This is a genomic window from Proteus sp. fly-1067, from assembly GCF_040139345.1.
GTDB classification, from domain to species: Bacteria; Pseudomonadota; Gammaproteobacteria; order Enterobacterales; family Enterobacteriaceae; genus Proteus; species Proteus vulgaris_B.
The window spans coordinates 55182-80899 of record NZ_JBEEUL010000016.1 but is presented as its reverse complement, the minus strand read 5'-3'; the positions used below and the strand labels follow the sequence as shown (position 1 = coordinate 80899).

Annotated in this window: 18 protein-coding genes; 9 read left to right on the top strand and 9 right to left on the bottom strand. The window is 38.0% G+C overall.

The window, feature by feature from the left end:
- Both idi and ABN217_RS17275 read right to left on the bottom strand, forming a co-directional pair.
- Positions 1 to 473: isopentenyl-diphosphate Delta-isomerase (gene idi, locus ABN217_RS17280; protein ID WP_349439444.1), on the bottom strand; the 473-nt coding region annotated here is incomplete at its 3' end.
- 133 nt (positions 474 to 606) lie between these two features.
- Complete coding sequence (locus tag ABN217_RS17275; protein WP_197269811.1) at positions 607 to 1251, bottom strand: epoxyqueuosine reductase QueH; 645 nt, start codon at positions 1249 to 1251, stop codon at positions 607 to 609.
- A gap of 252 nt (positions 1252 to 1503) precedes the next feature.
- Between ABN217_RS17275 and ABN217_RS17270 the strand changes: the two genes are divergently transcribed.
- Positions 1504 to 2607: a glycerol dehydrogenase gene (locus ABN217_RS17270; RefSeq protein WP_196554579.1), complete on the top strand. Its 1104-nt coding sequence runs from the start codon at positions 1504 to 1506 to the stop codon at positions 2605 to 2607.
- 56 nt (positions 2608 to 2663) lie between these two features.
- Here ABN217_RS17270 and metA read toward each other — a convergent pair whose 3' ends face one another.
- Positions 2664 to 3593, bottom strand: coding sequence for a homoserine O-acetyltransferase MetA (gene metA, locus ABN217_RS17265; protein ID WP_072070953.1), 930 nt, complete (start codon positions 3591 to 3593; stop codon positions 2664 to 2666).
- Positions 3594 to 3933: 340 nt separating this feature from the next.
- On the opposite strand from metA, the gene aceB reads away from it, so the two are divergent.
- From aceB to aceK, 3 genes are all read left to right on the top strand, one after another.
- The gene (gene aceB, locus ABN217_RS17260) at positions 3934 to 5526 is read left to right on the top strand and encodes a malate synthase A (RefSeq protein ID WP_349439446.1); all 1593 of its coding nucleotides are present in this window, start codon (positions 3934 to 3936) and stop codon (positions 5524 to 5526) included.
- A gap of 69 nt (positions 5527 to 5595) precedes the next feature.
- Positions 5596 to 6903 carry an isocitrate lyase gene (gene aceA, locus ABN217_RS17255; protein ID WP_072065199.1) on the top strand — a complete coding sequence of 436 codons (1308 nt, stop codon included), beginning with the start codon at positions 5596 to 5598 and terminating at the stop codon, positions 6901 to 6903.
- Between the two features lie 76 nt (positions 6904 to 6979).
- Positions 6980 to 8701: a bifunctional isocitrate dehydrogenase kinase/phosphatase gene (gene aceK / locus ABN217_RS17250; RefSeq protein ID WP_197269813.1), complete on the top strand. Its 1722-nt coding sequence runs from the start codon at positions 6980 to 6982 to the stop codon at positions 8699 to 8701.
- 72 nt (positions 8702 to 8773) lie between these two features.
- Here the strand turns inward: aceK and ABN217_RS17245 are convergent, their stop codons facing one another.
- The 3 genes from ABN217_RS17245 to iclR all read right to left on the bottom strand — a co-directional run bounded on the left by ABN217_RS17245 (position 8774) and on the right by iclR (position 12492).
- Positions 8774 to 9415, bottom strand: a complete 642-nt coding sequence (locus tag ABN217_RS17245) for a bifunctional 4-hydroxy-2-oxoglutarate aldolase/2-dehydro-3-deoxy-phosphogluconate aldolase (RefSeq protein WP_197269992.1) — start codon at positions 9413 to 9415, stop codon at positions 8774 to 8776.
- A 78-nt stretch (positions 9416 to 9493) separates the two neighbouring features.
- Positions 9494 to 11350, bottom strand: a complete 1857-nt coding sequence (gene edd, locus ABN217_RS17240) for a phosphogluconate dehydratase (RefSeq protein WP_349459690.1) — start codon at positions 11348 to 11350, stop codon at positions 9494 to 9496.
- A gap of 305 nt (positions 11351 to 11655) precedes the next feature.
- Complete coding sequence (iclR, locus tag ABN217_RS17235; RefSeq protein ID WP_072070943.1) at positions 11656 to 12492, bottom strand: glyoxylate bypass operon transcriptional repressor IclR; 837 nt, start codon at positions 12490 to 12492, stop codon at positions 11656 to 11658.
- A 253-nt stretch (positions 12493 to 12745) separates the two neighbouring features.
- On the opposite strand from iclR, the gene metH reads away from it, so the two are divergent.
- Positions 12746 to 16423 (top strand): methionine synthase, encoded by a 3678-nt coding sequence (gene metH, locus ABN217_RS17230; RefSeq protein ID WP_349459689.1) that lies wholly within the window; start codon positions 12746 to 12748, stop codon positions 16421 to 16423.
- A 133-nt stretch (positions 16424 to 16556) separates the two neighbouring features.
- A complete protein-coding gene (locus ABN217_RS17225) occupies positions 16557 to 17135 on the top strand; it encodes a hypothetical protein (protein WP_231619351.1) in 579 nt (192 codons plus the stop codon).
- A 67-nt stretch (positions 17136 to 17202) separates the two neighbouring features.
- Here the strand turns inward: ABN217_RS17225 and ABN217_RS17220 are convergent, their stop codons facing one another.
- Both ABN217_RS17220 and lysC read right to left on the bottom strand, forming a co-directional pair.
- Complete coding sequence (locus ABN217_RS17220; RefSeq protein ID WP_196554573.1) at positions 17203 to 18018, bottom strand: hypothetical protein; 816 nt, start codon at positions 18016 to 18018, stop codon at positions 17203 to 17205.
- A 145-nt stretch (positions 18019 to 18163) separates the two neighbouring features.
- On the bottom strand, positions 18164 to 19543 hold the full coding sequence (lysC, locus tag ABN217_RS17215; RefSeq protein WP_196554572.1) for a lysine-sensitive aspartokinase 3: 1380 nt from the start codon (positions 19541 to 19543) through the stop codon (positions 18164 to 18166).
- A gap of 265 nt (positions 19544 to 19808) precedes the next feature.
- Between lysC and pgi the strand changes: the two genes are divergently transcribed.
- The 3 genes from pgi to ubiA all read left to right on the top strand — a co-directional run bounded on the left by pgi (position 19809) and on the right by ubiA (position 23070).
- On the top strand, positions 19809 to 21455 hold the full coding sequence (pgi, locus tag ABN217_RS17210) for a glucose-6-phosphate isomerase (protein ID WP_196554571.1): 1647 nt from the start codon (positions 19809 to 19811) through the stop codon (positions 21453 to 21455).
- A 222-nt stretch (positions 21456 to 21677) separates the two neighbouring features.
- Complete coding sequence (gene ubiC / locus ABN217_RS17205; protein WP_072070951.1) at positions 21678 to 22187, top strand: chorismate lyase; 510 nt, start codon at positions 21678 to 21680, stop codon at positions 22185 to 22187.
- 28 nt (positions 22188 to 22215) lie between these two features.
- A complete protein-coding gene (gene ubiA / locus ABN217_RS17200) occupies positions 22216 to 23070 on the top strand; it encodes a 4-hydroxybenzoate octaprenyltransferase (RefSeq protein WP_196554570.1) in 855 nt (284 codons plus the stop codon).
- Positions 23071 to 23182: 112 nt separating this feature from the next.
- On the opposite strand, the gene plsB is transcribed toward ubiA, so the two are convergent.
- A complete protein-coding gene (gene plsB, locus ABN217_RS17195; RefSeq protein WP_196554569.1) occupies positions 23183 to 25654 on the bottom strand; it encodes a glycerol-3-phosphate 1-O-acyltransferase PlsB in 2472 nt (823 codons plus the stop codon).
- Positions 25655 to 25718 lie beyond the last annotated feature (64 nt).

The window sequence follows — 25718 nt, the reverse complement described above, 5'->3', positions numbered from 1 at the left end:
AACCAAACACTGTAATTTTGTGCGTTCTCTTCAATATCTTGATAAAGAGAATCGAGAGAGATCCAGCGATAATTCATCACTTCATCTGGATTACTCAGTGGTAATTCATCACTAAACCCAAGAAATAGATGATCAAATTCATGTTCTATCAGATCATCTGTCACTTTTTCGTTATACAGAATAGTTCCAATAGATTGCATATCACATTTCATGCCTAATTCTTCATCTAAACGACGATGAATAGCATTTGAAACTAATTCGTTTGGAAGCGGATGACTACAGCAAGTGTTTGCCCATAAACCACCTGAGTGATATTTAGATATTGCACGTTGTTGAATAAGTAATTGCTGCTTTGAATTAAAAATAAATATTGAAAAGGCTCTATGTAAGGCGCCTACAATATGAGCTTCAAGCTTTGGCATCGTTCCCAGCTCATTATCATTTTTATCTACGAGAATAACAGCGTCTTCCACAAGAAATCACCTTAATAAAATAATATGTTGTTATAGCGTGAATATAGCATGTCTGTATATCAAATAACGATTTACTGTGTTGTCCTTTTTATGGCATCACGTTTGTAATGCCTAGAATAAAAGGAAAAAAGATCTAAGCAGTATAATATTGAACACCAATCTTAATAAGTTCTCGACCTTGCGATTTACGATATTTATTTGTATCTCTTAACGAATAAATACATCCACAATATTCTTGTTGGTAGAACTGTTCTCTCTTACTTATTTCTATCATTCTGGCTGAGCCACCTTTTTTACGCCAATTATAATCCCAATAAACCATATTTGGATAAGGTGCTACTGCTCTTTCCCCACAACTATTTATCTGTTTCATATCTTTCCACCGAGAGATCCCAAGTGAACTTGAAATAACAGAAAAACCATTTTCAGCGGCATAAAGAGCTGTTCTTTCAAAACGCATATCAAAACACATTGTGCATCGGATACCACGTTCAGGTTCTTTTTCCATTCCCTTAGCTCTTTCAAACCAATTGTCAGTATCATAATCGGCATCGATAAAAGGAATATTATGTTTCTTAGCAAAACGGATATTTTCCTCTTTACGAATTAAATACTCTTTTTGAGGATGAATATTGGGGTTGTAAAAAAAGATTGTATATTCAATGCCTGAAGCTTGTAATGCTTCCATGACTTCACCAGAACAAGGGGCACAACAAGAGTGTAATAAGAGTTTATTGGCATTTGCAGGTAATGTCAGTTTTTCTCGTATAAGTGTCATTGATGATCCTAAACTGCGTTATTTTAGTTATAAAACAATACTTATATTATAGATATAAATACGTAATTAATCTGCTATTTCGAAATTATTTAAAAATAACCATTTGTTTTATATGACTTTAAATAAGGAAAGATCAATATATAAGGTAATATCTATCAGAGAGTTTACTAGATTCATATTCTGATGAGAGGTAAGATGAAATACTAATTCTGCTATTGTTTATAGCAAAATCTAAAATAAAGGAATTTAGTTATGTCGTCTATATTACCTCGTTCTGTAACCTCCCCAAAAAAATTCTTTATTGGTAGCCAACTTCTTGCTTCTGTTGGTAAATACGTTAAAGATTTTGGTGATAATGCTTTTATTATTAGTGATGAATTTTTCTTAGAAAAAGTAACTAAAGAAGCACTTCCTTCTCTAAAAGAAAGTAAAATTGAAGCGATTGTTGAAAAATTTAATTACGAATGTACTGAAGCTGAAGTTAATCGCCTTGGCCAAATTGCGGTTAAGAATAAAGCTAATGTTATTATTGGTATTGGGGGCGGAAAGACATTAGACGTGTCTAAAGCGGTTGCTTACTATCAACATATTCCTGTTATTTTATTCCCTACAATAGCCTCTACTGACGCACCTTGTACTGCACTTTCTGTGTTATACAAAGAAAATGGTGAATTTGATAAATATTTATTTTTACCACAAAACCCGGATGTTGTTATTGCAGACACGGCGATTATTGCCTCTGCTCCACAACGTTTTTTCTCAGCGGGTGTTGGTGATGCTCTAGCAACTTACTTTGAAGCACGTGCTTGCTATCAAGCAGACGGTTTAAACTTAGTCAATCAACGCCCATCACGTACAGGTCTTGGTTTAGCACAATTATGTTTTGAAATGTTAAGTGAAAACATTGATAAAGCAATGGATGCTATCCGTCATAAAATTACTACACCTGCATTAGAACAAACTATTGAAGCAACAATTTATCTTAGTGGTGTTGGTGCCGAAGCTGGCGGGTTAGCTGCTGCTCATGCGGTCAACAATGGCATGTCTGCAGTTGAGTCTTTACATCGCGTTCAACATGGTGAAAAAGTTGTCTTTGGTTTACTAACACAATTAGTATTAGAAAATGCACCACAAGAAGAAATTGATGAAGTGATCCGTATTATTAAAGCGGCAGAATTACCACTGACACTTGAAGATATGGGTATGAAAGAATTCATTGAAAGCGAATGGCGTACCGTGGCGAAAATTGCCTGTGCTGAAGGTGATACCATGGGTAATATGCCAATGAAAGTCACTGAAGACGATGTTTATAATGCAATGATCGCTGCTAACGCATTGGCTCATCGCTATAAATAATTCTTAGCTTGGTAAATGATTATCTTAAAACCCCAAATTGATTTTGGGGTTTTTCTTTAATCTAAGGTTGGATTCATATGAGCAAGATCGAACGGTGTTATCTGATAAACATAGTAATTCAACCAGTTTGCAAACAATAAATGGCCATGACTACGCCAAGAAGCAATAGGTTTTTTACTTGGATCATTATTAGGAAAATAATTTTCTGGTAATTGAGGATCTAGCCCTGCTTTAACATCGCGATGATATTCATCTGCTAGTGTATTGGGATCGTATTCTGGATGCCCAGTTGCAAAGACGACTCTTTTATCTTTTGATGCAAACAAATAAGCGCCTGCTTCTTCTGAAGTCGCAAGGATCTCTAAATCAGTATTATGTTGAATAAAATCGATAGGAAACCCAGCATAACGAGAATGAGGTGCAAAAAAAGTTTCGTCAAATCCGCGAGTTAATAATGAAAGAGGCGAGCAAGTGCTATGACGATATACTCCTGAAATTTTTTGTTCTAGCGTATATTTTGGTAATCCATATAAAATATTTAACCCAGCTTGAGCTGCCCAGCAAATAAAAAGCGTTGAAGTGACATGCTCTTTAGCCCATGTAATAATTTCCTTTATTTCACCCCAATAAGCCACATCTTCAAATTCGACTAATCCTAATGGTGCCCCTGTAACAATAAGACCATCAAAGTTTTGTTCTTTAATTTGGTCAAAATCGCAATAGAAAGTATCGAGATGCTCTACAGGCGTATTTTTAGGGATACGAGAATCAATACGTAATAATTGAATATCAATTTGCAGAGGGCTATTAGAAAGCAACCGCAGAAATTGGTTTTCTGTTTCTATTTTCTTTGGCATTAAATTAAGGATAAGCACTTTTAAAGGGCGAATATCTTGAATACTTGCTCTACTGGATGTCATGACGAAGACATTCTCTTTTTGTAAACAACTGACTGCGGGTAGCTCATCGGGTACTCTAATTGGCATTTCAATAACCTCTAAAAAACATCTAGACATCTAGAAGCCTAAATTTAGCTAATAACTTTTTGAATGTCGAGGTCTTCATGTTGTGTATGAAGAATATTCATATAAGAAAAAGCTATATAGGTAAAATTATCAAGTATGGACATTCTTTTTTTCCTTTCGTTAGCGATCTCTTCTAGATCCCTCGAGTTATTTTTGAAACTTTCATTTTTGTACAATAAAAAAACATTATTGTAATCACATTGTTAAAAAATATTTAAATAAAAATGGAATTCATTTTTGATTTTTGTGAGAACTGCATTAATCTTAATCAGGTGTGTAAACGATTTTAGGGGAATGCAGAATGTCACAATCGTTAATAACAGAAGAATTAAATTTTACGCAATCTTTTGATGAACAGGAAAAAGAGATAATAAATCAAGATGTTAAGTCATTTTTAACTGATTTGGTAAATCACTTTTCAGATAGACGCCATACTTTATTAGCCGAAAGGGATAGCTGGAAACACAGAGTTGATAATGGTGAGCTTCCTGATTTTATTTCGGAATCAGATTCCATTATAAAATCGGAATGGAAAGTCAATCCAATACCTAAAGATCTTCAAGACCGTCGTGTTGAAATAACAGGACCTGTTGATCGCAAAATGGTTATCAATGCATTAAATGCCAATGTAAAAGTCTTTATGGCGGACTTTGAAGATTCCTTGGCTCCTACATGGGACAAAGTGATTGATGGGCAAATCAATTTACGCGATGCCGTTAAAGGTACTATTTCTTATACCAATGAGCAGGGTAAATGCTATCAACTTAAAGCGTCACCGGCAGTATTGATTGCCAGAGTTAGAGGATTACATCTTCCTGAAAAACATGTGTTATGGCAGGGGAAACCTATTTCTGGGGGGTTATTTGATTTTGCATTGTATTTTTATCATAACCACAAAGCGCTGTTAGAAAAAGGAAGTGGGCCATATTTCTACATTCCTAAATTGCAAACATGGCAAGAGGCGAAATGGTGGAGTGATGTTTTTCATTTCACTGAAAAGCGCTTTGGTTTAGCAACAGGAACTATTAAAGCCACGGTATTAATTGAAACCTTACCCGCTGTTTTCCAAATGGAAGAAATTCTTTTCCACATGAAAGAGCATATTGTTGGGCTTAACTGTGGCCGTTGGGATTATATTTTTAGCTATATCAAGACATTAAAAAATTATCCTGATCGTGTATTACCAGATAGACAAGGGATCACGATGACTCAGCCTTTCTTGAGTGCTTATTCTCGTCTGCTTGTTCAAACTTGCCATAAGCGTGGCGCTTTTGCGATGGGTGGAATGTCAGCATTTATTCCAAGTCGAGATCCGGAACAAAACGGCGTCATTTTGAAAAAAGTATTCGATGATAAAGAGCTTGAAGCAACAAATGGCCACGATGGTACTTGGATTGCCCATCCTGGGCTTGCTGAAACCGTATTAGCTGCTTTTGATGCGGTATTGGGATCTCGTTCAAATCAACTCGATGTACAACGTAATGAAAAAATAACGGCAGAAATGTTATTAGCACCTTGTACGGGCGAAAGAACTGAAGAAGGCATGAGAGCTAATATCCGTGTTGCTGTGCAATATATCGAAGCGTGGATTTCTGGTAATGGTTGCGTACCTATCTATGGATTAATGGAAGATGCGGCAACGGCAGAAATATCACGTACTTCTATTTGGCAATGGATACGCCACCAAAAAACGCTGTCTGATGGACAAATTGTGACTAAAGTTCTCTTTCGTAAAATGTTGAAAGAGGAGCTTGAGGTGATACGCCAAGAAATCGGTGATACTCGTTTTGAAGAAGGGCGTTTTAAAGAAGCCGCTTCTTTGATGGATAACATTACAACCCAAGATGAATTAGTCGATTTTCTGACTTTACCGGGTTATCAACTTTTAAATTAAAAAAGATACGTCAAAACGTATTTATAAACTGCAAACATCATCACTACCGTATTTATAGGAGCTGTTTTTATGACTATTAGTAGATCAGAGCAAATCGCCCAATTAGAGAAAGAGTGGGAACAACCTCGCTGGAAAGGGATTACTCGTCCTTATAGCGCTGAAGATGTCATTAAATTAAGAGGTTCGGTTAACCCAGAACATACCTTAGCACGACGCGGCGCTCAAAGGCTTTGGTCATCATTAAATGGAAAATCGAAAAAAGGTTATGTGAATGCATTAGGGGCTTTAACCGGTGGGCAAGCTTTGCAACAGGCAAAAGCCGGGTTAGAAGCGGTTTATCTTTCAGGCTGGCAAGTCGCTGCTGATGCTAACACTGCGGCAAGCATGTATCCTGATCAGTCTTTATATCCGGTTGATTCGGTACCTAATGTTGTTCAGCGTATTAATAATACCTTTAGACGAGCAGATCAAATTCAGTGGTCTAACGGTATTGGTCCTCAACATAAAGACTATATTGATTTTTTCCTTCCTATTGTGGCTGATGCGGAAGCTGGTTTTGGTGGCGTATTAAATGCCTTTGAATTAATGAAGGCTATGATTGAAGCTGGGGCTGCGGGGGTTCACTTTGAAGATCAGTTAGCAGCAGTGAAAAAATGCGGTCATATGGGTGGGAAAGTGCTTGTTCCAACTCAAGAAGCTGTACAAAAACTGGTTGCGGCACGTTTAGCCGCTGATGTATCTGATGTACCAACTTTGTTAGTTGCAAGAACAGATGCCGATGCCGCGGATCTCTTAACTTCAGATTGCGATCCTTATGATAGTTCGTTCTTAACAGGAGAACGTACACCTGAAGGTTTCTTCTGTACCCATGCGGGTATTGATCAAGCCATTAGCCGTGGCCTTGCTTATGCGCCTTATGCCGATTTGGTGTGGTGTGAAACATCTCTCCCTGATCTGAAAATGGCGGCTAAGTTTGCTGAAGCTATTCACGATAAATATCCAGGGAAAATGTTGGCTTATAACTGTTCTCCTTCCTTTAACTGGAAAAAGAATCTTGATGATCGCACGATTGCGCATTTCCAAGATGAGCTTTCTGCAATGGGATATAAATTCCAGTTTATTACTTTAGCGGGTATTCATAGCATGTGGTTCAACATGTTTGATTTGGCACATGACTACGCTAAAGGTGAAGGTATGAAGCATTACGTTGAAAAAGTACAAGAAAAAGAATTTGCTGCACTTAATCAAGGCTATACCTTCTCATCACATCAACAAGAAGTGGGAACAGGATATTTTGATAAAGTCACGACGATTATTCAAGGTGGTATGTCTTCTGTAACGGCACTAACAGGCTCAACAGAAGAGCAGCAATTCTAAAGTTTAAAAATATTATTATCTATTTTTGTGGTGATAATTCAGGAGCAGGATGCTCCTCTTTTTCGTGAGGTTGTGAATGACGCCAGAAGATTTGATTGCTCAAACAATTTTACAGGGTTTTGATGCTCAATATGGTCGTTTTCTTGAGATAACGTCAGGAGCTCAATATCGTTTTGAACAAGCAGATTGGCATAGTACTCAACTGGCGATGAAAGAGCGCATCCGTTTATATGATAATCATGTTGGATTAGTGGTTGAACAACTCAGATGTATTCGTCACGACATTGATAAAGAAAGCCTTTTTTTACAAAAAGTAAAAGAAAAATATACATTATTACTCCCCAATTACCCTCGATTTGAGATTGCAGAAAGCTTTTTTAATTCTGTCTATTGTCGTCTGTTTCACCATCGTGAATTGAATAAAAAAAATCTTTTTGTTTTTTCATCACAACCTGCTTATCGCTTTACACAAGCACCTCGACCATTATCAAAGCAGTTTGTTATTCAAAGTGATTTACCGACATTATTGCAAGATATTTTATCGCGCTTACCTTTACGGTTGCCGTGGCAAAATAAGCAACGAGATATTAATTCAATCTGTAATGTGCTAAACGCCCAGTTTTCTGCTTTGCAGTTACGTAATGCGGAATTTCATATTGCAAATGAACTCTTTTATCGCAATAAAGCTGCTTGGCTAATAGGTAAAATTGTTATTGATAATCAATATATTCCGTTTTTATTACCTATTCATAATATTGAACAACAATTATTGATTGATACTTGTTTGATAACCGCAGATGAGGCCAGCATTGTCTTTGGTTTTGCCCGTTCTTATTTTATGGTTTATGCGCCATTTCCTGCGGCATTAGTTGCATGGTTAAGAGATATATTACCGGGGAAATCTATCGCTGAGCTTTATATGTCTATTGGATGTCAAAAGCACGGTAAAACAGAATACTACCGCGAATACCTTGCTTTTATGAATTTTTCATCGGAGCAATTTATCGAAGCACCTGGAGTAAAAGGTATGGTGATGTTGGTATTTACATTACCGACGTATGATCGCGTTTTTAAAGTGATCAAAGATAAATTTGCACCACAAAAAACGATCACCTCTGAGCGCGTAAAAGAGTGCTATCAATTAGTTAAAGAGCACGATCGTGTTGGACGAATGGCAGATACTCAAGAATTTGAGAATTTTGTGGTCGATAAAAAAAGAATTAGCCCTGAGCTAATGGCTGTCTTTGAACAGGAGATCCCAAATAAATTGGAAGATCTAGGCGATAAACTACTGATCCGCCATCTTTATATGGAACGCAGAATGACACCTCTTAATATCTATATGGCACAATGTAATGATAATCAACTCAAGGCTGTCGTCGAAGACTACGGGCAAGCATTAAAAGAGCTTATTGCTGCAAACATTTTTCCGGGTGACATGTTATTTAAAAACTTTGGAGTGACTCGCCATCATCGTGTTATTTTTTATGATTATGATGAAATTAGTTATATGACAGATATGAATTTTCGGGCGATCCCTCCGGCCCGCTATCCTGAAGACGAATTAGCCAGTGAGCCTTGGTATAGCGTTGCGCTTAATGATGTTTTTCCCGAAGAATTTCGTTATTTCTTATGCAGCGATAAGCAAGTTTGTCATTATTTTGAGGCTCAACATCGTGATCTTTTATCACCAGAATATTGGCAACAACAACAGCAAAGAATTAAAGAAGGGTATATTGAAGATGTTTACGCTTATTCTCAAACTAAGCGATTTGCTTATCGTGATCCGTCAGGATAAAAAGGTTAAAACAAAGATAGGCATAAAGGGGATACCTATCTTTATTGGGCTAACTATATTTTATTGCAAAAATTAGCACTGAGCACCAGCAACAGCTTCTCTAGCTAATTCAGTAATACGCTGAAAATCACCTGCTTTAACCGCATCATTAGGGACTAACCAAGAGCCACCAATACAAAGTACACTTTCTAGCGCTAGGTAATTACGGTAATTATCTGGTGATATGCCTCCGGTTGGACAGAAGCGAACTTTTGAGAATGGTCCTGCAATCGCTTTTAATGCCTTAACACCCCCGTTGGCTTCAGCAGGGAAAAACTTAAATTCATTTAAGCCATAACTCATACCTAGCATTAGCTCAGAAACTGTTGAAATACCCGGAATTAAAGGGATCGTTCCAGCTACAGCTGCTTTGAGTAGCGCTTCTGTTAACCCTGGGCTAATAGCAAATTGAGCACCTGCTTCAGTAACTTGTGCTAACTGTTGCGGATTAATCACGGTCCCTGCACCTACAATGGCTTCTGGGACTTCTTTCGCAATACGGCGAATAGCTTCAATAGCGCAATCAGTACGTAATGTGACTTCTAAAACTTTTACGCCACCTGCAACTAATGCTTTGGCAACAGGTACAGCTTCATCAATATGATTAATAACAATAACAGGAACAACTGGCCCTGATTTTAGTACAGACTCTGCACTTGTATTCCAATGATTCATCATTTGTATTTCCTAATTAGAAAATGGTGAGCAAATGAATTAAATCTGCTCCTCGTTAGGCATTAAAACTTGTTGGTATTAAAAATCGATACAACAAGCACCTTGTTCAGCTCCGGATAAATGACGACGCAAATTCACAAACAGTTCACGGCCACAGCCTATATTGTTCGTACTTAAATCAGGCATCTTATCTTGGCGAGCATTGAGTGTTTGTTCATCAACAAGGAGTGTTAACTCACCTGTTTTACCATTAACACGAATGATATCACCATCGTGCACTTTGGATAATAAACCACCATTAATGGCTTCAGGAGTGACGTGAATTGCAGCGGGTACTTTACCAGATGCGCCTGAAAGTCGGCCATCGGTAACTAATACTACTTTGTAGCCTTTATCCATTAGTACCCCTAATGGTGGCATTAATTTATGTAATTCTGGCATACCGTTGGCTTGTGGCCCTTGATAACGCACAACCACAACACAATCTTTATTTAGCTCACCAGCTTCAAATTTAGCGGCAATATCATGTTGGCTATTAAACACCACAGCTGGGGCTTCAATAATTTTATTTTCATCAGGTACGGCAGAAGTTTTCATTACAGCTCTGCCTAAATTACCTTGCATCACTTGTGTACCACCATGTGATGAAAATGGTGTATTGATATCAGCAATGACGTCTTTATCTAAAGAGCTTACCGTACCCTCGCGCCAATCAAGTTTACCCTCATTTAGCCAAGGTTCTAAGGTATAACGCTCAATGCCAAATCCTGCAACAGTATTGACATCACGGTGAATTAAGCCTTTCTTCAGTAGTTCACGAATAATTAGTGCGATACCACCTGCTGCTTGAAACTGGTTGATATCGGCAGGGCCATTAGGATAAATACGAGCAATAAGTGGTACAACTTGCGAAAGTTCAGAGAAATCATCCCAATTAATGATAATGCCGGCCGCGCGTGCCATTGCAACTAAGTGCATTGTTAGATTGGTTGATCCTCCGGTTGTTAATAGAGCAATAATGCCGTTTACAATTACCTTCTCGTCAACTAATTGACCGATAGGGAGGTAATTACCTGAGTTTTCAGTAAGACGTACTATTTGGCTAGCAGCTGCATCAGTCAATGCGTCACGCAATGGTGTATCTGGATGAACAAAAGAAGCGCCGGGTAAATGTAACCCCATCATTTCCATGACCATCTGATTTGAGTTCGCTGTACCGTAAAAAGTGCATGTGCCAATGCTATGGTAAGACGCAGCTTCGGCTTCTAACAAAGCATGACGATCCACTTTACCTTCAGCATAAAGCTGGCGAATTCGCACTTTTTCTTTATTTGGTAAACCACTCGTCATAGGACCTGCTGGAACAAAAATAGCAGGAAGATGACCAAAAGAGAGCGCAGCCATCGTCAGTCCAGGAACAATTTTATCGCAGATCCCTAAATAGAGTGCACCATCAAACATATTATGGGATAAACCGACAGCTGCTGACATCGCAATCACATCACGACTCAGGAGTGATAATTCCATCCCATCTTGACCTTGAGTTACACCATCACACATAGCAGGAACGCCTCCTGCAACTTGCCCCACGGCACCAACAGCATGCAATGCCTTTTTAATTTTTTGAGGATAATTTTCATACGGCTGATGAGCTGACAACATATCATTGTAAGCAGTGATAATGGCAATATCATTATGAACCATATTTTTCAGGCGATTTTTATCGTCAGCCTGACAAGCAGCAAAACCATGAGCTAAATTACCGCAGGCCAATTGAGCGCGATGTACTGTTTGGCTTTTTGCGGCTTCGATTTTTTTCAGATAAGCACGACGAGTCAATTGTGAGCGAGCAATAATGCGCTCTGTTACCTGTTTTACAGTCTCGTTAAGCGGAACAAAGTCGTTCTGAATTGGATCATGGTTTTTAGGGTTCATAATGATGCTTCCTTTATTCACACAGGGTGATGAGCGTTACTATTGGCTATGAAAAGAGAGTATTTGAATTTAGCTATAGTATTTGTTACCGGTAACATTGTTACGGGTAACAAGAAGAGTTGCAATACTCTTAATGCGTCTTAAACAACATCTGTGATCAACATCAATTTTTTTAGGTGATAAATAACAGTTTTTTAATATTTAACGAATATAAAGCCGAAACGCTGTCTTTTTAAAAAGCTGAATCGGTTTAATTAGGGAGTTCCTTCCTCATTGTTTGGTAATGAGGAAGGTGAAAGATAGGATCAGCTTTTTACACCACCGTATTCACGGCTAATTTGTTTTGCAGCCTTGATAACCATAGCGCCTAATTCAGTGATACGTGAATCAGTCATTCTAGAAACAGGGCCTGAAAGTGAAATTGCAGCAAAAGGCTGGTGGTGTTCATCATAAATACAAGCACCAATACAGCGTAAGCCTAAAGCATGCTCCTCGTCATCGAAAGAAAAGCCTTGTTTACGGGCTTGCTCCAAATTTTCTTTTAAAGAAGAAGGGAGTGTTTTGGTGTGAGGTGTATAGGCCATTAAGCCTTTTTTCTGAAGTAGCGGTAGCAATTTATTTTCTGGTAACGTTGAAAGAAATGCTTTACCGGCACCTGATGCATGCATCGGTAATTTACCACCAATAGGCGCCGACATTCTCATTAGTGCATTACATTGCACTTGATCGACAATCACGGCATCAAATTCAATTTGGTCAAGGATCGCCAGATTGACGGTTTCACCAGAATCTTCCATCAACTGACGCAAAATAGGATGCACCATTACTAAAAGATTACGAGTTTGCAGAAAGCTACTGCCAACAATAAAAGCGTGCGTACCAACAACCCACAAGCCTAAATCTCCAACTTGACGGACAAAACCATGTTGCTGAAGTGTAGTGAGTAAGCGGTGTGTTGTGGAATTAGGCAACCCAGCTTGAAAGGCGAGATCTGTTAAGGCGATACCACCAGGAGATTCGGAAATATATTCCAATAATGTTAGTCCACGACTTAATGACTGAACAGGGCCTCCTTGTGCGGTACTTTGAGTGGCAGTTGTTTTCGTCTTACGCACTTTTTTATTTGTAGGGGAAACTGTCATGCATACACTCCAGAAATGCTATCCATATTAATATCTATTATGAACTATCTCGCATAATAAAACTCCTCCGATCACTGCATTTTTCAAAACAAAGTGTGTGATAAGAAATATTTATTAAAAGCATTTATCACTGAGTGAAAATCTCTCATCTTCGTCTTAGAAATCTTTATAAAAAGATATGGTAGGATAAAAAAACAACGAAAGAAAAATAAAGAAATAAGAATAAAAACATTCTCGGTTAAGAGGAAACAACGTGGCAAACATAAAACAACAACTGGTGGAAGCATTAGAAAAACGTATCTTAGTACTCGATGGCGCAATGGGTACAATGATCCAGCAATACCAACTAACAGAAGCTGATTATCGAGGTGGGCGTTTTACTAATTGGGGTTGTGATGTTAAAGGAAATAATGATCTTTTAGTGTTAACACAACCTCAGATTATTGCAGATATACATGATGCCTACTTTCAAGCGGGTGCTGATATTGTTGAAACCAACACTTTTAACTCAACCTCCATTGCGATGGCTGATTATCAGATGGAGTCGCTCTGTTTTGAGTTGAATGAAGAGGCCGCAAAATTAGCGAAAACCTGTGCAGATAAATGGAGTGTCTTAACACCCGATAAACCGCGTTATGTTGCTGGTGTTTTAGGACCAACAAATAGAACGGCGTCCATATCTCCTGATGTTAATGATCCTGCATTTCGTAATGTTTCATTTGATAAGCTGGTGGATGCTTATCGAGAAGCGATTCGAGGATTAATTAAAGGCGGCGTCGATTTAATTATGGTTGAAACTATTTTCGACACATTAAATGCGAAAGCAGCTATTTTTGCGATTAAATGTGAATTTGAAGCGCTGAATATTGAATTACCTGTGATGATCTCTGGCACTATTACAGATGCCTCAGGAAGAACTTTAACGGGTCAAACAACAGAAGCGTTCTACCACTCTTTGCGCCATGCTGATGCACTCTCATTTGGCTTAAACTGTGCATTAGGCCCTAAAGAATTACGCCAATATATTCAAACACTTTCGCAAATTTCTGAGACCTATGTCAGCGCTCACCCTAATGCGGGTTTACCTAACGCATTTGGAGGTTATGACTTAGATGCTCAAGAAATGGCTGAGCAAATTAAAGAGTGGGCGCAAGCTGGTTTTCTTAATATTGTGGGGGGATGTTGTGGAACAACACCCGCACATATTCTTGCAATTTCACAAGCAGTAGAAGGTATTGCGCCAAGAGTATTACCGCCCCTTAAGAAAGCGTGTCGTCTTTCAGGTTTAGAGCCTTTAGTGATTGATGAGAATTCACTATTTGTGAATGTGGGGGAGCGAACTAACGTAACAGGTTCTGCTAAATTTAAGCGATTGATAAAAGAAGGTAATTATCAAGAAGCCTTAGATGTTGCACGTCAACAAGTTGAAAACGGTGCTCAAATTATTGATATCAACATGGATGAAGGTATGCTCGATGCGGTTGAAGCCATGACACGTTTTCTCAATCTTATTGCTGGTGAGCCTGATATTGCCAAGGTTCCGGTGATGATCGACTCTTCCAAATGGGAAGTCATTGAAGAAGGTTTGAAATGTATTCAAGGCAAGGGAATTGTTAACTCGATTTCTATGAAAGAGGGAGAAATTCCTTTTCTTGAACATGCTAAATTAGTGCGTAAATATGGTGCCGCTGTCGTTGTTATGGCATTTGATGAAGTGGGCCAAGCGGATACTCGAGAGCGTAAAATCGAAATTTGTCGTCGAGCTTATCAACTATTAACAGAACAAGCAGGTTTTCCACCAGAAGATATTATTTTCGATCCTAATATTTTTGCTGTCGCTACAGGGATTGCAGAACATAATAATTATGCTGTTGATTTCATTGAAGTCTGTGCCGATATTAAATCTCAACTCCCATATGCCTTAATTTCTGGCGGTGTTTCTAATGTTTCATTCTCATTTCGGGGTAACGATCCTGTTCGTGAAGCTATTCACTCTGTTTTTCTTTATTACGCCGTAAAAAATGGTATGGATATGGGGATTGTGAATGCAGGGCAACTTGCTATTTACGACTCATTACCTGATGAACTACGTAACGCTGTAGAAGACGTTATTTTAAATCGCCATGAAGAAAGCACAGATAATCTATTAGCATTGGCAGAGCGTTATCGTGGAACGAAAAGCGATGAACAAAACCATCAACTTGCTGAATGGCGACAATGGGATGTAGAGAAACGTCTAGAGTACGCTTTAGTTAAAGGGATCACCGAATTTATTGTTGAAGATACAGAAGCTTGTCGTCAACAAGTATCAAGCCCAATTGAAGTTATTGAAGGGCCACTGATGAATGGTATGAATACAGTGGGTGATTTGTTTGGCGAAGGGAAGATGTTTTTACCTCAAGTTGTGAAATCAGCAAGGGTGATGAAACAAGCAGTTGCTTATCTTGAACCCTATATTCAAGCAACAAAACAAGCAGGTACTTCCGCGGGTAAAATTTTACTCGCTACCGTAAAAGGGGATGTTCACGATATTGGTAAAAATATTGTGGGTGTTGTTTTGCAGTGTAATAACTATGAGATTATCGATCTGGGGGTGATGGTACCTTGCGATAAGATCCTGCAAACGGCGATTGATGAAAAAGTTGATATTATTGGTCTTTCAGGTCTGATTACCCCATCACTTGATGAAATGGTGAATGTGGCGAAAGAGATGGAAAGGAGAGGTTTCTCGTTGCCATTAATGATTGGTGGTGCAACAACATCTAAAGCCCATACTGCCGTAAAAATAGAGCCAAATTATAGCCACCCTACTGTTTATGTGCAGAATGCATCACGTACGGTAGGTGTTGTCGCAGCGCTGTTATCTGAAACTCAAAAAGCTGATTTTGTTGCAAAAACACGGCGTGAATATGAAGTAGTGCGCCAACAATACGCTAGAAAAAAACCACGTACACCGCCAGTCTCTTTAGACATTGCACGATCCAATGCACTTAAAATTGATTGGCAAAATTACACGCCCCCAAAACCGAATCAACTTGGTGTGCAAGAAATTACTGCAAGTATTGATGTGTTGCGTGAATATATCGACTGGACGCCTTTCTTTATGACATGGTCTTTAGCAGGAAAATATCCGCGTATTTTAGAAGATGATGTGGTGGGTGAAGAGGCGAAACGGGTATTTGCTGATGCGAACGCGATGCTGGATAAGCTAAGTCATGAAAACTTACTCACACCTAAAGGTATTATGGGGATCTTCCCTGCTAATCGTCTGGGTGATGATATTGTTATTTATCAAGATGAAAGCCGGCAGCATGAATTATTGTACAGTTGCCATTTACGTCAGCAAACAGAGAAAAAAGAGTTTCCTAACTACTGTTTAGCAGATTTTATTGCTCCCATAGAAAGCGGTGTTCCTGACTATTTTGGTGCTTTTGCTGTAACAGGAGGGTTAGAGGAAGACACGCTCGCCAATGCTTATGATAATGCCCATGATGATTACAATAAAATTATGGTGAAAGCACTATCGGATCGTCTTGCTGAAGCATTTGCGGAATACCTTCACCAACAAGTGAGAACAAAAATTTGGGGTTATAGCCCTAATGAAAACCTCTCTAATGACGAACTTATTCGAGAAAAATATCAAGGAACAAGACCTGCACCGGGGTACCCTGCTTGTCCTGAACACACAGAAAAAGCAAAAATTTGGCAATTACTTGATGTTGAAAATCGCATTGGGATGAAACTAACTGATGCGTATGCTATGTGGCCCGGTGCTTCAGTGTCGGGTTGGTATTTTAGCCACCCTGACAGTAAATATTTCGCCGTTGCTCAAATTCAAAAAGATCAGGTTGAAGATTATGCAAAACGCCGAAGAATGAGTGTCAGTGAAGTTGAACGTTGGTTAGCGCCTAATTTAGGGTATGACTCTTAGTTTATTTTTATTTTCAGATCTCAATAATGCAATAAATAGCGAGGGGATAGTAATATCTCCTTGTTATTTTCTCTAGCAGTTCCCATTAAAGGTGTTTAAGCTGAGAACTTGTATCAGAAAAAAGGACATAACGATGAGTTATACTTTGTATCTTCAGAAAACTCCGCCCGCTGGCACTGAAATCCCCTTCCCTTCTTTAGTGAAAGGGGGCTATCCATTAAATGAAGTGTTAATTAATGCTTTTTTAAATCTGATGCAATTAACCGGAAGTTTAGATACAGAGGCAATTTTAGACGAAAAAGCATTTGATAAAATTTGGCTGAAAGCCGAAATGACACCGGCACGGATCGAAGAAGTGGGCGATTATATTTATCATCAAATTCCTACTACTCCAGAACCTGTTAAAGAAGAAATAGAATTATTTAAACAGGCTATGAAAGAAGAAGAGGCGCTATTAGCAAAAGAAAGTGAGAAAGACGGTAATATTCCTATCCATAAATTTGCTACTAATGATGGTTGGATAGTGACGCCAAAAGAGTGCGAAATAATTGCTGCTACACTTACCGCTAAATTACTAGAAGATAACCGAGTTTTTGTTGAAAAAATCGCAAAAATGTCACATCTTGCACATCGTTCTTTAGAAATCGCTTTAATTGATTTTGGTAAATTTAATCAATTTGCAAAAAAATATGGTGGTTATCGGGTTTATTAAATTATTAAAAAATAGGCTTCTAAAAAGAAGCCTATTAGAAAACTTTAGTTTGGATTTATTTAAAAGATTAATTAATTTGTAAGCTCACTTCTTTTAATTTATCTAGATGATAGTTTAGCATATTTAAAATTTTATCATCAGGTAATTTAAAATGGTGATCGCTAAGTATTCCTAATTCTTTTTCATATCTGTGAGTAATACCATTTATTATTTCAATAAATTTATTTAGATTTTTATTATATTCTTGAAGTTCTTTTATATATTGTCTGAGTTCAGTAGGATCTGTTAAATCTTCATTGTTAATTTCATGGTTGTTTATTTTATCGATAATTTTGGATTTGTATTTGTTATATTCATATATTTTTTCAGGGATGTTTTTATCATTAGTGTTTTCAATTTCTTTTGTTATTTCCTGAAAGCATTGATAATGTACATCAATGAGTTCTTTTATTTTCTCGTTGGGTCCTTTTATTTTATTAAATAGTTCTTCTTTAATTTTTAAAAGAGTTTCTTTTTTACTTGCTTCACTTTCTTGACTTATTTTTTTTATATTCTCTTTTTCAATTTTACTTAATATTTTGTTGTATTGTCCTATTGAGAAAATATCTTTATGCTTACACATATTATTTATTTTTATTATTGATTCAATACATTGTTGATCTAATAAAGAACTATCTTTTATATCATTAGAAGAAGTCTTATTTAACTCAATATTTTTTAAAATAGAGAGTGTGCTTTTCTCTACTGTTGTATAAATTTGATTAGAGTTTTCGACCGAGGAAAGCTGATTTTTTATTTTTTTTAAAGTATTATCTGCGTTAGAGCATGTTACTTTTTCTGCGTTATTTTTTATAATACTGCAAAGATTATCATAAATTTTCATTTTTTATTACTCCATTAATAAAGTTAGATTTTGATTCTAATTATTATTAAATGAAGTTCTTTAAAGCTTACACCTTTTCAGAAATAAAGGTTGAAAATTGAGAGAGGTAAAAAGTTTATCTTTCTCAATTTTCAATGTGAATTTGCTAAAACAAAGTATCATGCAATTTACGTACAATATTATCCGCATCTTTGCCATCAACTAATAAACATAAATTATGAGTACTTGCACCGTGGCTAATCATACGAATATTGTAATCTTCTAATGTGCCGAAAATCTTAATACCTAAACCATTTACCTGTGAAAGTGAATTACCAATCACGGCAACCAATGCCAGATCATCTTCTACTTCAACACGGCATAATGCAGAAAGCTCGGTTAATAATGCATTGGTTAATAAGCTACCTGATGAATTTGTTGTACCCGTTGTATCAAGGGTTAAAGCAATACTGACTTCTGATGTTGTTATCACATCAACCGAAATATGGTGGCGCGATAAAATGGTAAAAATTTCAGCCAAGAATCCACGCGCATGAAGCATTTTTAGACTATGTAATGTGAGTAATGTTTGCTTTCTACGTAGTGCAATTGCGCGGAATACAGGTGGGTTTTCTGTTTGAGCGCAAACTAAAGTACCGCCTTCTTCAGGGGCTTTGCTTGAGCCTACAAAAACTGGAATACCACTACGAACGGCAGGTAATAATGTAGCGGGGTGCAAAATTTTAGCCCCAAAAGTAGCCATTTCTGCTGCTTCATCAAAGGCGATTTGATCAATGCGATGTGCCTCTGGCACTATTCTTGGGTCAGTGCTGTAAATACCTGGTACATCGGTCCAGATATCCACACGAGACATTCCAAGTGCTTCACCAATCAATGCAGCTGTATAGTCGCTACCACCACGACCTAGAGTTGTTGTTCTACCTTTTGGTTCTTGACCAATAAAACCTTGTGTAACAATAACAGTTTCATCTAGACGAGGCTGAATAAGGTTTTGTGTGAGTTCAGTCAATTGCCCCATATCTGGCTCAGCGTGACAAAATAGATCGTTCGTTTTCATCACTTTTCTGACATCAAACCAATCTGCTTGTATGCCTTTTTCACGCAGTAACTCAACAAAAAGTAAGGTTGACATTAATTCGCCATGACTTACAAGTTCGTCTGTTAATGCATCAGAAGTCGCTAATGCTGCCGCTTCAGAGAGCATTTCAATATTTTCAAGCAGGCGGTTTATTTCTTGGGAAATAATTTCTGGCTGAGAGAGTTGATTGATAATCGCATACTCAATATCGCGAACTTGTGAAAGTAAAGCTTCTCGTTGTGAGGGTTCAGTTCCTGCTGCAAGTTCAATCAGTAGATTAGTGATCCCAGCAGATGCGGAAAGGATGACGACACGAACTGACTTTTGTTTCAGGATAATATCTGCACATTTTTCCATTGCTGAATAGTTAGCAACACTAGTGCCACCAAATTTAGCAATAGTGTATGGTGATGATGAAGATGAAGGCGTAGCAGTATTATCAGTCATTGTCGTATTCCTTTAGGCAAAAATGAGATGTTGGACACAATTAGGAATATCGGTTATTAAGTAGAGAGTCAATGCAGAGTGAAGAATAATCAATTTAATTAATAATCAGCTCCACATTATCGGTTTTACCTATGTAAGTAATTAGTACTAGATTTGTTGATTGGTTTTGACCAATATCATCAAATGAGAAAGAATTGACTGTAACTATTAAATGTCAGGCTACAATCTGAGGATATTGGATTGTAATCTTAAGAGAGTATTGTGAATGAAAAATGTAAACCCAACTCAAACCCTAGCTTGGAAGGCATTAGAAAACCATTTTTCGGTTATCAAAGATACCGATATGAAAACGCTTTTTGCTCAGGAACCATCACGCTTTGAGCAATTTTCAAAAATATTTTCAGACCAAATTCTAGTGGATTTTTCAAAGAACCGTATTACGAAAGAAACATTAGATAAATTGCAGGCTTTAGCTAAGGAATGTGACGTAGAAGGTGCGATAAATAGCATGTTTACGGGTGAAAAAATCAACCGTACTGAAGATCGTGCTGTATTGCATACTGCATTACGTAATCGTAGCAATACTCCAGTTATCGTTGATGGCAAAGATGTTATGCCAGAAGTTAACGCTGTATTGAATAAAATGAAAAAATTCAGTGAGCGTATTATTGGTGGTGAATGGAAAGGATATACAGGTAAAGCAATTACTGATGTCGTAAATATTGGTATTGGTGGATCTGACCTCGGTCCTTATATGGTAACAGAAGCATTACGACCGTATAAAAATCACCTTACTATGCATTTCGTTTCGAATGTTGATGGTACTCATATTGCTGAAACACTGAAAAAATGTGATCCCGAAACGACATTATTCTTAATTGCGTCAAAAACATTCACAACACAAGAGACCATGACAAATGCGCATTCAGCAAGAGATTGGTTCTTAGCGTCAGCGAAAGAGAGTGCTTTTGTCGCTAAACATTTCGTTGCGTTATCTACGAATAGCACTGAAGTTGAAAAATTTGGTATTGATACTGCCAATATGTTTGAGTTCTGGGATTGGGTTGGTGGTCGCTATTCATTATGGTCAGCAATTGGTTTATCTATCGCGTTATCTGTTGGTTATGACAACTTTGAGCAATTACTGGAAGGTGCTCATGCTATGGATAACCACTTTAGAACCGCTGATGCTGAAAATAACATCCCAACAATCCTTGCACTGATTGGCATTTGGTATAACAATTTTTTTGGTACAGAAACTGAAGCGATTCTGCCATACGATCAGTATATGCATCGTTTTGCTGCTTACTTCCAACAAGGCAATATGGAATCAAATGGTAAGTATATTGATCGTGATGGAAATAAAGTCAGTTACCAAACAGGGCCTATTATTTGGGGCGAACCGGGTACAAATGGTCAACATGCGTTTTATCAATTGATCCATCAAGGTACAAAAATTATTCCTTGTGATTTTATTGCACCTGCAATTAGTCATAATCCATTATCTGATCACCATGCAAAATTGATGTCTAACTTCTTTGCTCAAACAGAGGCGCTCGCTTTTGGTAAAACTCGTGAGCAAGTTGATGCTGAATTTGCCACAGCAGGAAAAGATCCTAAAGTCATGGGATATGTTGCACCTTTCAAAGTGTTCGAAGGTAATCGCCCAACTAACTCTATTCTGTTAAAAGAAATTACGCCTTATTCATTAGGTGCATTGATTGCAATGTATGAACATAAGATCTTTGTACAAGGTGTTATTTTCAATATCTTCACGTTTGACCAATGGGGTGTTGAATTAGGTAAGCAGCTTGCTAATCGTATCCTTCCTGAATTAAAAGGTAAGGAAAGTGTTAACAGCCACGATAGCTCAACAAATAACCTGATTAATCGTTACAAAGCATGGCGTTAATCCGAATAAATTGAATATAAGTAGTCGGTTAGATACAAAGGAGGTTTTTATGGCCTCCTTTATTTTTTGGATGTTTCGTGCTTAATCTGATTTTCTTTTAACGCTTTTTTAGATTATTTATGCGAAATGTTATCAGCTTTTAACTTCCTTTAGTCACATCATGATATCCTTATGCATCATGACTCACACAAGCTAGGATCATCAACGCGTGATGATGAAATAATGTTCAAAAAATCAATAATTACCCCTGCTCCTATCCATTGGTTGCCCAGTGAGGAACATGAAAATATTAAAGAAAGTACATTAAGTTGGTTAATGGAATTAGGTTCAATGACGCGACGGTTTGAACAGCATTGTCAAAAAGTGACAGTGATGCCTTATCAAGAAGGATTTGTTGATGTTATTGAGCCAGCTGACGAAAAAGCATGTTTACCTGAAAGTCAGCGTTATTGGTTAAGAGAAGTGGTATTGTGTGGTGATAATGTTCCTTGGTTATTAGGGCGAACATTAGTACCAGAAGAGACACTGACAGGTGAAGATAGAAAACTGGTCAATTTAAGAACCGTCCCTCTTGGACGTTATTTGTTTCAGGAAACAACCTTAAGCCGTGATTTTATTCATATCGGGCAACAAAATGGGTATTGGCTACGCCGTTCTCGTTTCCAGCTTTCAGATAAACCTTTATTATTAACCGAGGTGTTTCTACCTGCATCACCAATGTATGAGAAGTAATTAGGGGGAGCTAAAATTGGAGGGAAGTATGACGCACAATAAATGGCAGGCATATAGCCGTTTAATGCGTATAGATAAACCTATCGGAGCGCTATTATTACTTTGGCCAACTTATTGGGCTTTATGGATTGCTGCTAAAGGTTTTCCTGATTGGCATATTCTGATTGTCTTTACTATTGGCGTGTTCTCTATGCGTGCCGCTGGGTGTGTAATAAACGACTTTGCTGACAGAAAAATTGACGGCAGCGTTGAACGAACTAAAAATAGACCATTACCTAGTGGGGCTGTGACAGAAAAAGAGAGTAAAATTTTATTTATTGTATTGGTTATATTGTCATTTGGCTTGGTACTCACGCTCAATACGATGACAATTTGGCTCTCTGTAGCAGGACTTGCACTAGCATGGTTTTACCCCTTTGTTAAACGCTTCAGTAATCTACCTCAGCTTATTTTAGGTATGGCCTTTGGGTGGTCAATTCCAATGGGGTTTGCTGCTGTTTCTGAAAGCTTACCATTAGTATGTTGGCTATTATTTCTTGTCAATATTGTCTGGTCGGTGATTTACGATACCCAATATGCGATGGTTGACCGCAATGATGATATAAAGATTGGCGTAAAATCTACGGCTATTTTATTTGGTCGTTATGACAAAATTATTATCGGTATTTTACAACTGGTGATGTTGGCGCTGCTCGTGAGCATTGGTGTTCTGCTAAACATGAAAGGCATCTATTATTGGTCGATATTACTGATTACCGCACTCTTTATCTATCAACAAAAACTGATTGCAGAGCGTGAAAGAGCGCCTTGTTTTCAAGCGTTTATGAATAATAATTATGTTGGTTTTGTTTTATTTGCGGGTATTTTATTTAGTTATTTCTAAGATATCGTAAGCGCTAAGCTATCATCGATAATAGAGTAGAAACAAAAAGGGATAAGCGTAATGCTTATCCCTTTTCTATTAATAATAGCGTTATGACTGATTATTTATCAGCTTAAGGCTCACTTTTTTCATTAATTATCTGTGCTGAATTATTATCTTCAGTGACACCGACACTCTCAATGGTTAAGCGAATTTCTGGTGACATTAATTTTGCAATCACTTGGTAAAGAGCAGATGCATCTGCTTTTAGGATATCTTCGTTATCGTTGAGATAGCCTTCTTCACGCAGTGTTGAAACTAAGGTAGAGAATACGGCTTTATCAAAGAATTCAGGTGCGTTGATGCCATGTAATACAGAAAGACGTTGTGCCAAGATACGGCTCTCTTTTTCCAATAATGCACGACTAATTTCAGGGGCAGAATTGAGTAAAGACAGCGTAATACCATAACGTTGCAATGTTTCTCTAACACTAGCTGCTAAGAGCTGCAATGGACGAATACGAGCTGGGTTAATGCGTAGTAAGCCATCACTATCACAACAAATTAGACGCTGACGACAAAGTTCTGCTATCAAGGTATTAATGACTTCAGGTAGCTCTTCTTTCTCATAGCGAATAAATAACTCTGCTTTAATTAGAGGGAAGATTAATTCAACCTGTTTCATTAAATCATCACGATGGATTTTTTCATGATGCAAGATGATGCTAGCAATTAACGATGGAGTAACCATTAAATGGATCGTGTTATTACGGTAATAAGTCATTAATACCGCACTTTCACGAGGAAGCACCACAATATCACCCAAACTATCTTTTTCGACTAAGAATTTATCTGATTGCAGAGCATGTTCTAATAACGCCTCAGCATTTTTATCAGACACAATCATGTCAGCCGAATAAGGCACATTACGTAATAATTGTAGATAACAATCGACTTGTTCTAACAGCTGTTCTCTAGTGAGTGCTCGCTGACGTGATGCCAACAGTGCCGTTGATACTAAGTTAATTGCATTAATTGAGGCTGCATTATTGATATGAACCATAATATTGTCAGCCAGTGCGCTTACGGCTGGATTTAACCAACTTGGGCGTTGTGGCTCAATGGGGTCAATATCATCACGCCATTGTGGAACCGCTTGATTTAAGTACTGCGCAACAGAGATAGGTTCACCAAAGTTAACATAACCTTGGCCAAGGTTACGTAATTTGCGTAAACCCCTCACCATCTGCATAAAGCCTTCTTTCTCTTTTGTTGCGCCACGTAATTCTTTGGCATAGGTTGCCACTTCCATAACGTGTTCATACCCAATATAAATAGGAACAACAGAGATAGGGCGTGTTTCACCGCGTAACATTGCTTGTACTGTCATTGAAAGTGTTCCTGTTTTAGGATCTAACAATCGACCTGTACGAGAGCGTCCACCTTCAACGAAATATTCAATAGAGTAGCCACGTGTAAATAGCTCACCTAAATATTCACGGAAAATAGTGGAGTATAGCTTGTTACCTTTAAAGGTTCTTCGGATAAAGAAAGCCCCTAAACGGCGGAAAATCGGGCCTGCTGGCCAGAAATTAAGGTTAATACCCGCAGCTATATGTGGAGGAACTAAGCCTTGATGATAAAGCACATAAGAAAGCAATAGGTAGTCCATGTGGCTACGGTGACAAGGTACATAAACAATCTCATGCCCATCTTGAGCGAGTTTACGTACACGTTCGGCATTATAGACGTTGATACCTTGATAGAGCTTATTCCATGTCCAACTTAATACGCGATCACTAATACGCACTGCTTCATATGAGAAATTAGCTGCAATTTCTTCCATGATATCAGTGGCATTTTTGCGAGCTTTATCCAGTGAGATTTTTTTCGCTTTTGATTCATCTTCAATTGCTTTTTCAATGGCTTTCGATGAAAGCAATTTATTGAAGAGATCTTGACGTGCTGGTAATTTCGGACCAACAGCAGCTAAACGCTGGCGAGAAAAGTGGATACGCGCAACACGTGCGAGCTTTCGGGCTATACTGGTGTCAGTACCGTGTTCGTTTGCCATTTCACGCATTGATACAGTAGGTGAAAAACGAACAAAGCTATCACGACCTAACCAGAGGATAGCGATAAATTTTTGGATCCCATTAAGTACGCGCAGATGTGGAACGCCATTATGACCTTCACGGCCAGGAGAGCGACCAAACATCACGGAAACCGGCAACATCTCGATATCAAGGTGTGGATTATTACGATGAGCATCAAGATAAGCGTGGAATGTTTTCACGGAATCTTTACGAGGATCAGGTGAGTAGTAACGGAATACTCTTGGACCGTCATCAATAAAGACATACGCAGGGAGCTTAGTACCACCTATCTCAATAGGTTGCAGTGGATCAGGTAATCCTAAAGATAAACATTGCTGTCTTAATGTCAGTAAGTCTGCCTTTGAATGATAAGGTAGCACATAAAGGAAAGATCGCGACGTATCCAACCCTAACTCAGTGATAGGATCAGTCGGAACTCGTTTACTTTTTACCAGTAATTTTAGTGGTAAATTCAATGTGTTATAATATAGTTTACGCCAAGCTGACATAAATAGTTGTAGCCTCTTATTAGCAATACTTCGAAAGCATAACAGAAAGTCTTTCGTAGATCTG

Excerpts from the sequence above, each read along its gene's own strand:
- ABN217_RS17275 (WP_197269811.1), bottom strand. The coding sequence starts at position 1,251 with ATGACACTTATACGAGAAAAACTGACATTACCTGCAAATGCCAATAAA.
- ABN217_RS17270 (WP_196554579.1), top strand. The coding sequence starts at position 1,504 with ATGTCGTCTATATTACCTCGTTCTGTAACCTCCCCAAAAAAATTCTTT.
- metA (WP_072070953.1), bottom strand. The coding sequence starts at position 3,593 with ATGCCAATTAGAGTACCCGATGAGCTACCCGCAGTCAGTTGTTTACAA.
- aceB (WP_349439446.1), top strand. The coding sequence starts at position 3,934 with ATGTCACAATCGTTAATAACAGAAGAATTAAATTTTACGCAATCTTTT.
- aceA (WP_072065199.1), top strand. The coding sequence starts at position 5,596 with ATGACTATTAGTAGATCAGAGCAAATCGCCCAATTAGAGAAAGAGTGG.
- aceK (WP_197269813.1), top strand. The coding sequence starts at position 6,980 with ATGACGCCAGAAGATTTGATTGCTCAAACAATTTTACAGGGTTTTGAT.
- ABN217_RS17245 (WP_197269992.1), bottom strand. The coding sequence starts at position 9,415 with ATGAATCATTGGAATACAAGTGCAGAGTCTGTACTAAAATCAGGGCCA.
- edd (WP_349459690.1), bottom strand. The coding sequence starts at position 11,350 with ATGAACCCTAAAAACCATGATCCAATTCAGAACGACTTTGTTCCGCTT.
- iclR (WP_072070943.1), bottom strand. The coding sequence starts at position 12,492 with ATGACAGTTTCCCCTACAAATAAAAAAGTGCGTAAGACGAAAACAACT.
- ABN217_RS17225 (WP_231619351.1), top strand. The coding sequence starts at position 16,557 with ATGAGTTATACTTTGTATCTTCAGAAAACTCCGCCCGCTGGCACTGAA.
- ABN217_RS17220 (WP_196554573.1), bottom strand. The coding sequence starts at position 18,018 with ATGAAAATTTATGATAATCTTTGCAGTATTATAAAAAATAACGCAGAA.
- lysC (WP_196554572.1), bottom strand. The coding sequence starts at position 19,543 with ATGACTGATAATACTGCTACGCCTTCATCTTCATCATCACCATACACT.
- pgi (WP_196554571.1), top strand. The coding sequence starts at position 19,809 with ATGAAAAATGTAAACCCAACTCAAACCCTAGCTTGGAAGGCATTAGAA.
- ubiC (WP_072070951.1), top strand. The coding sequence starts at position 21,678 with ATGTTCAAAAAATCAATAATTACCCCTGCTCCTATCCATTGGTTGCCC.
- ubiA (WP_196554570.1), top strand. The coding sequence starts at position 22,216 with ATGACGCACAATAAATGGCAGGCATATAGCCGTTTAATGCGTATAGAT.
- plsB (WP_196554569.1), bottom strand. The coding sequence starts at position 25,654 with ATGTCAGCTTGGCGTAAACTATATTATAACACATTGAATTTACCACTA.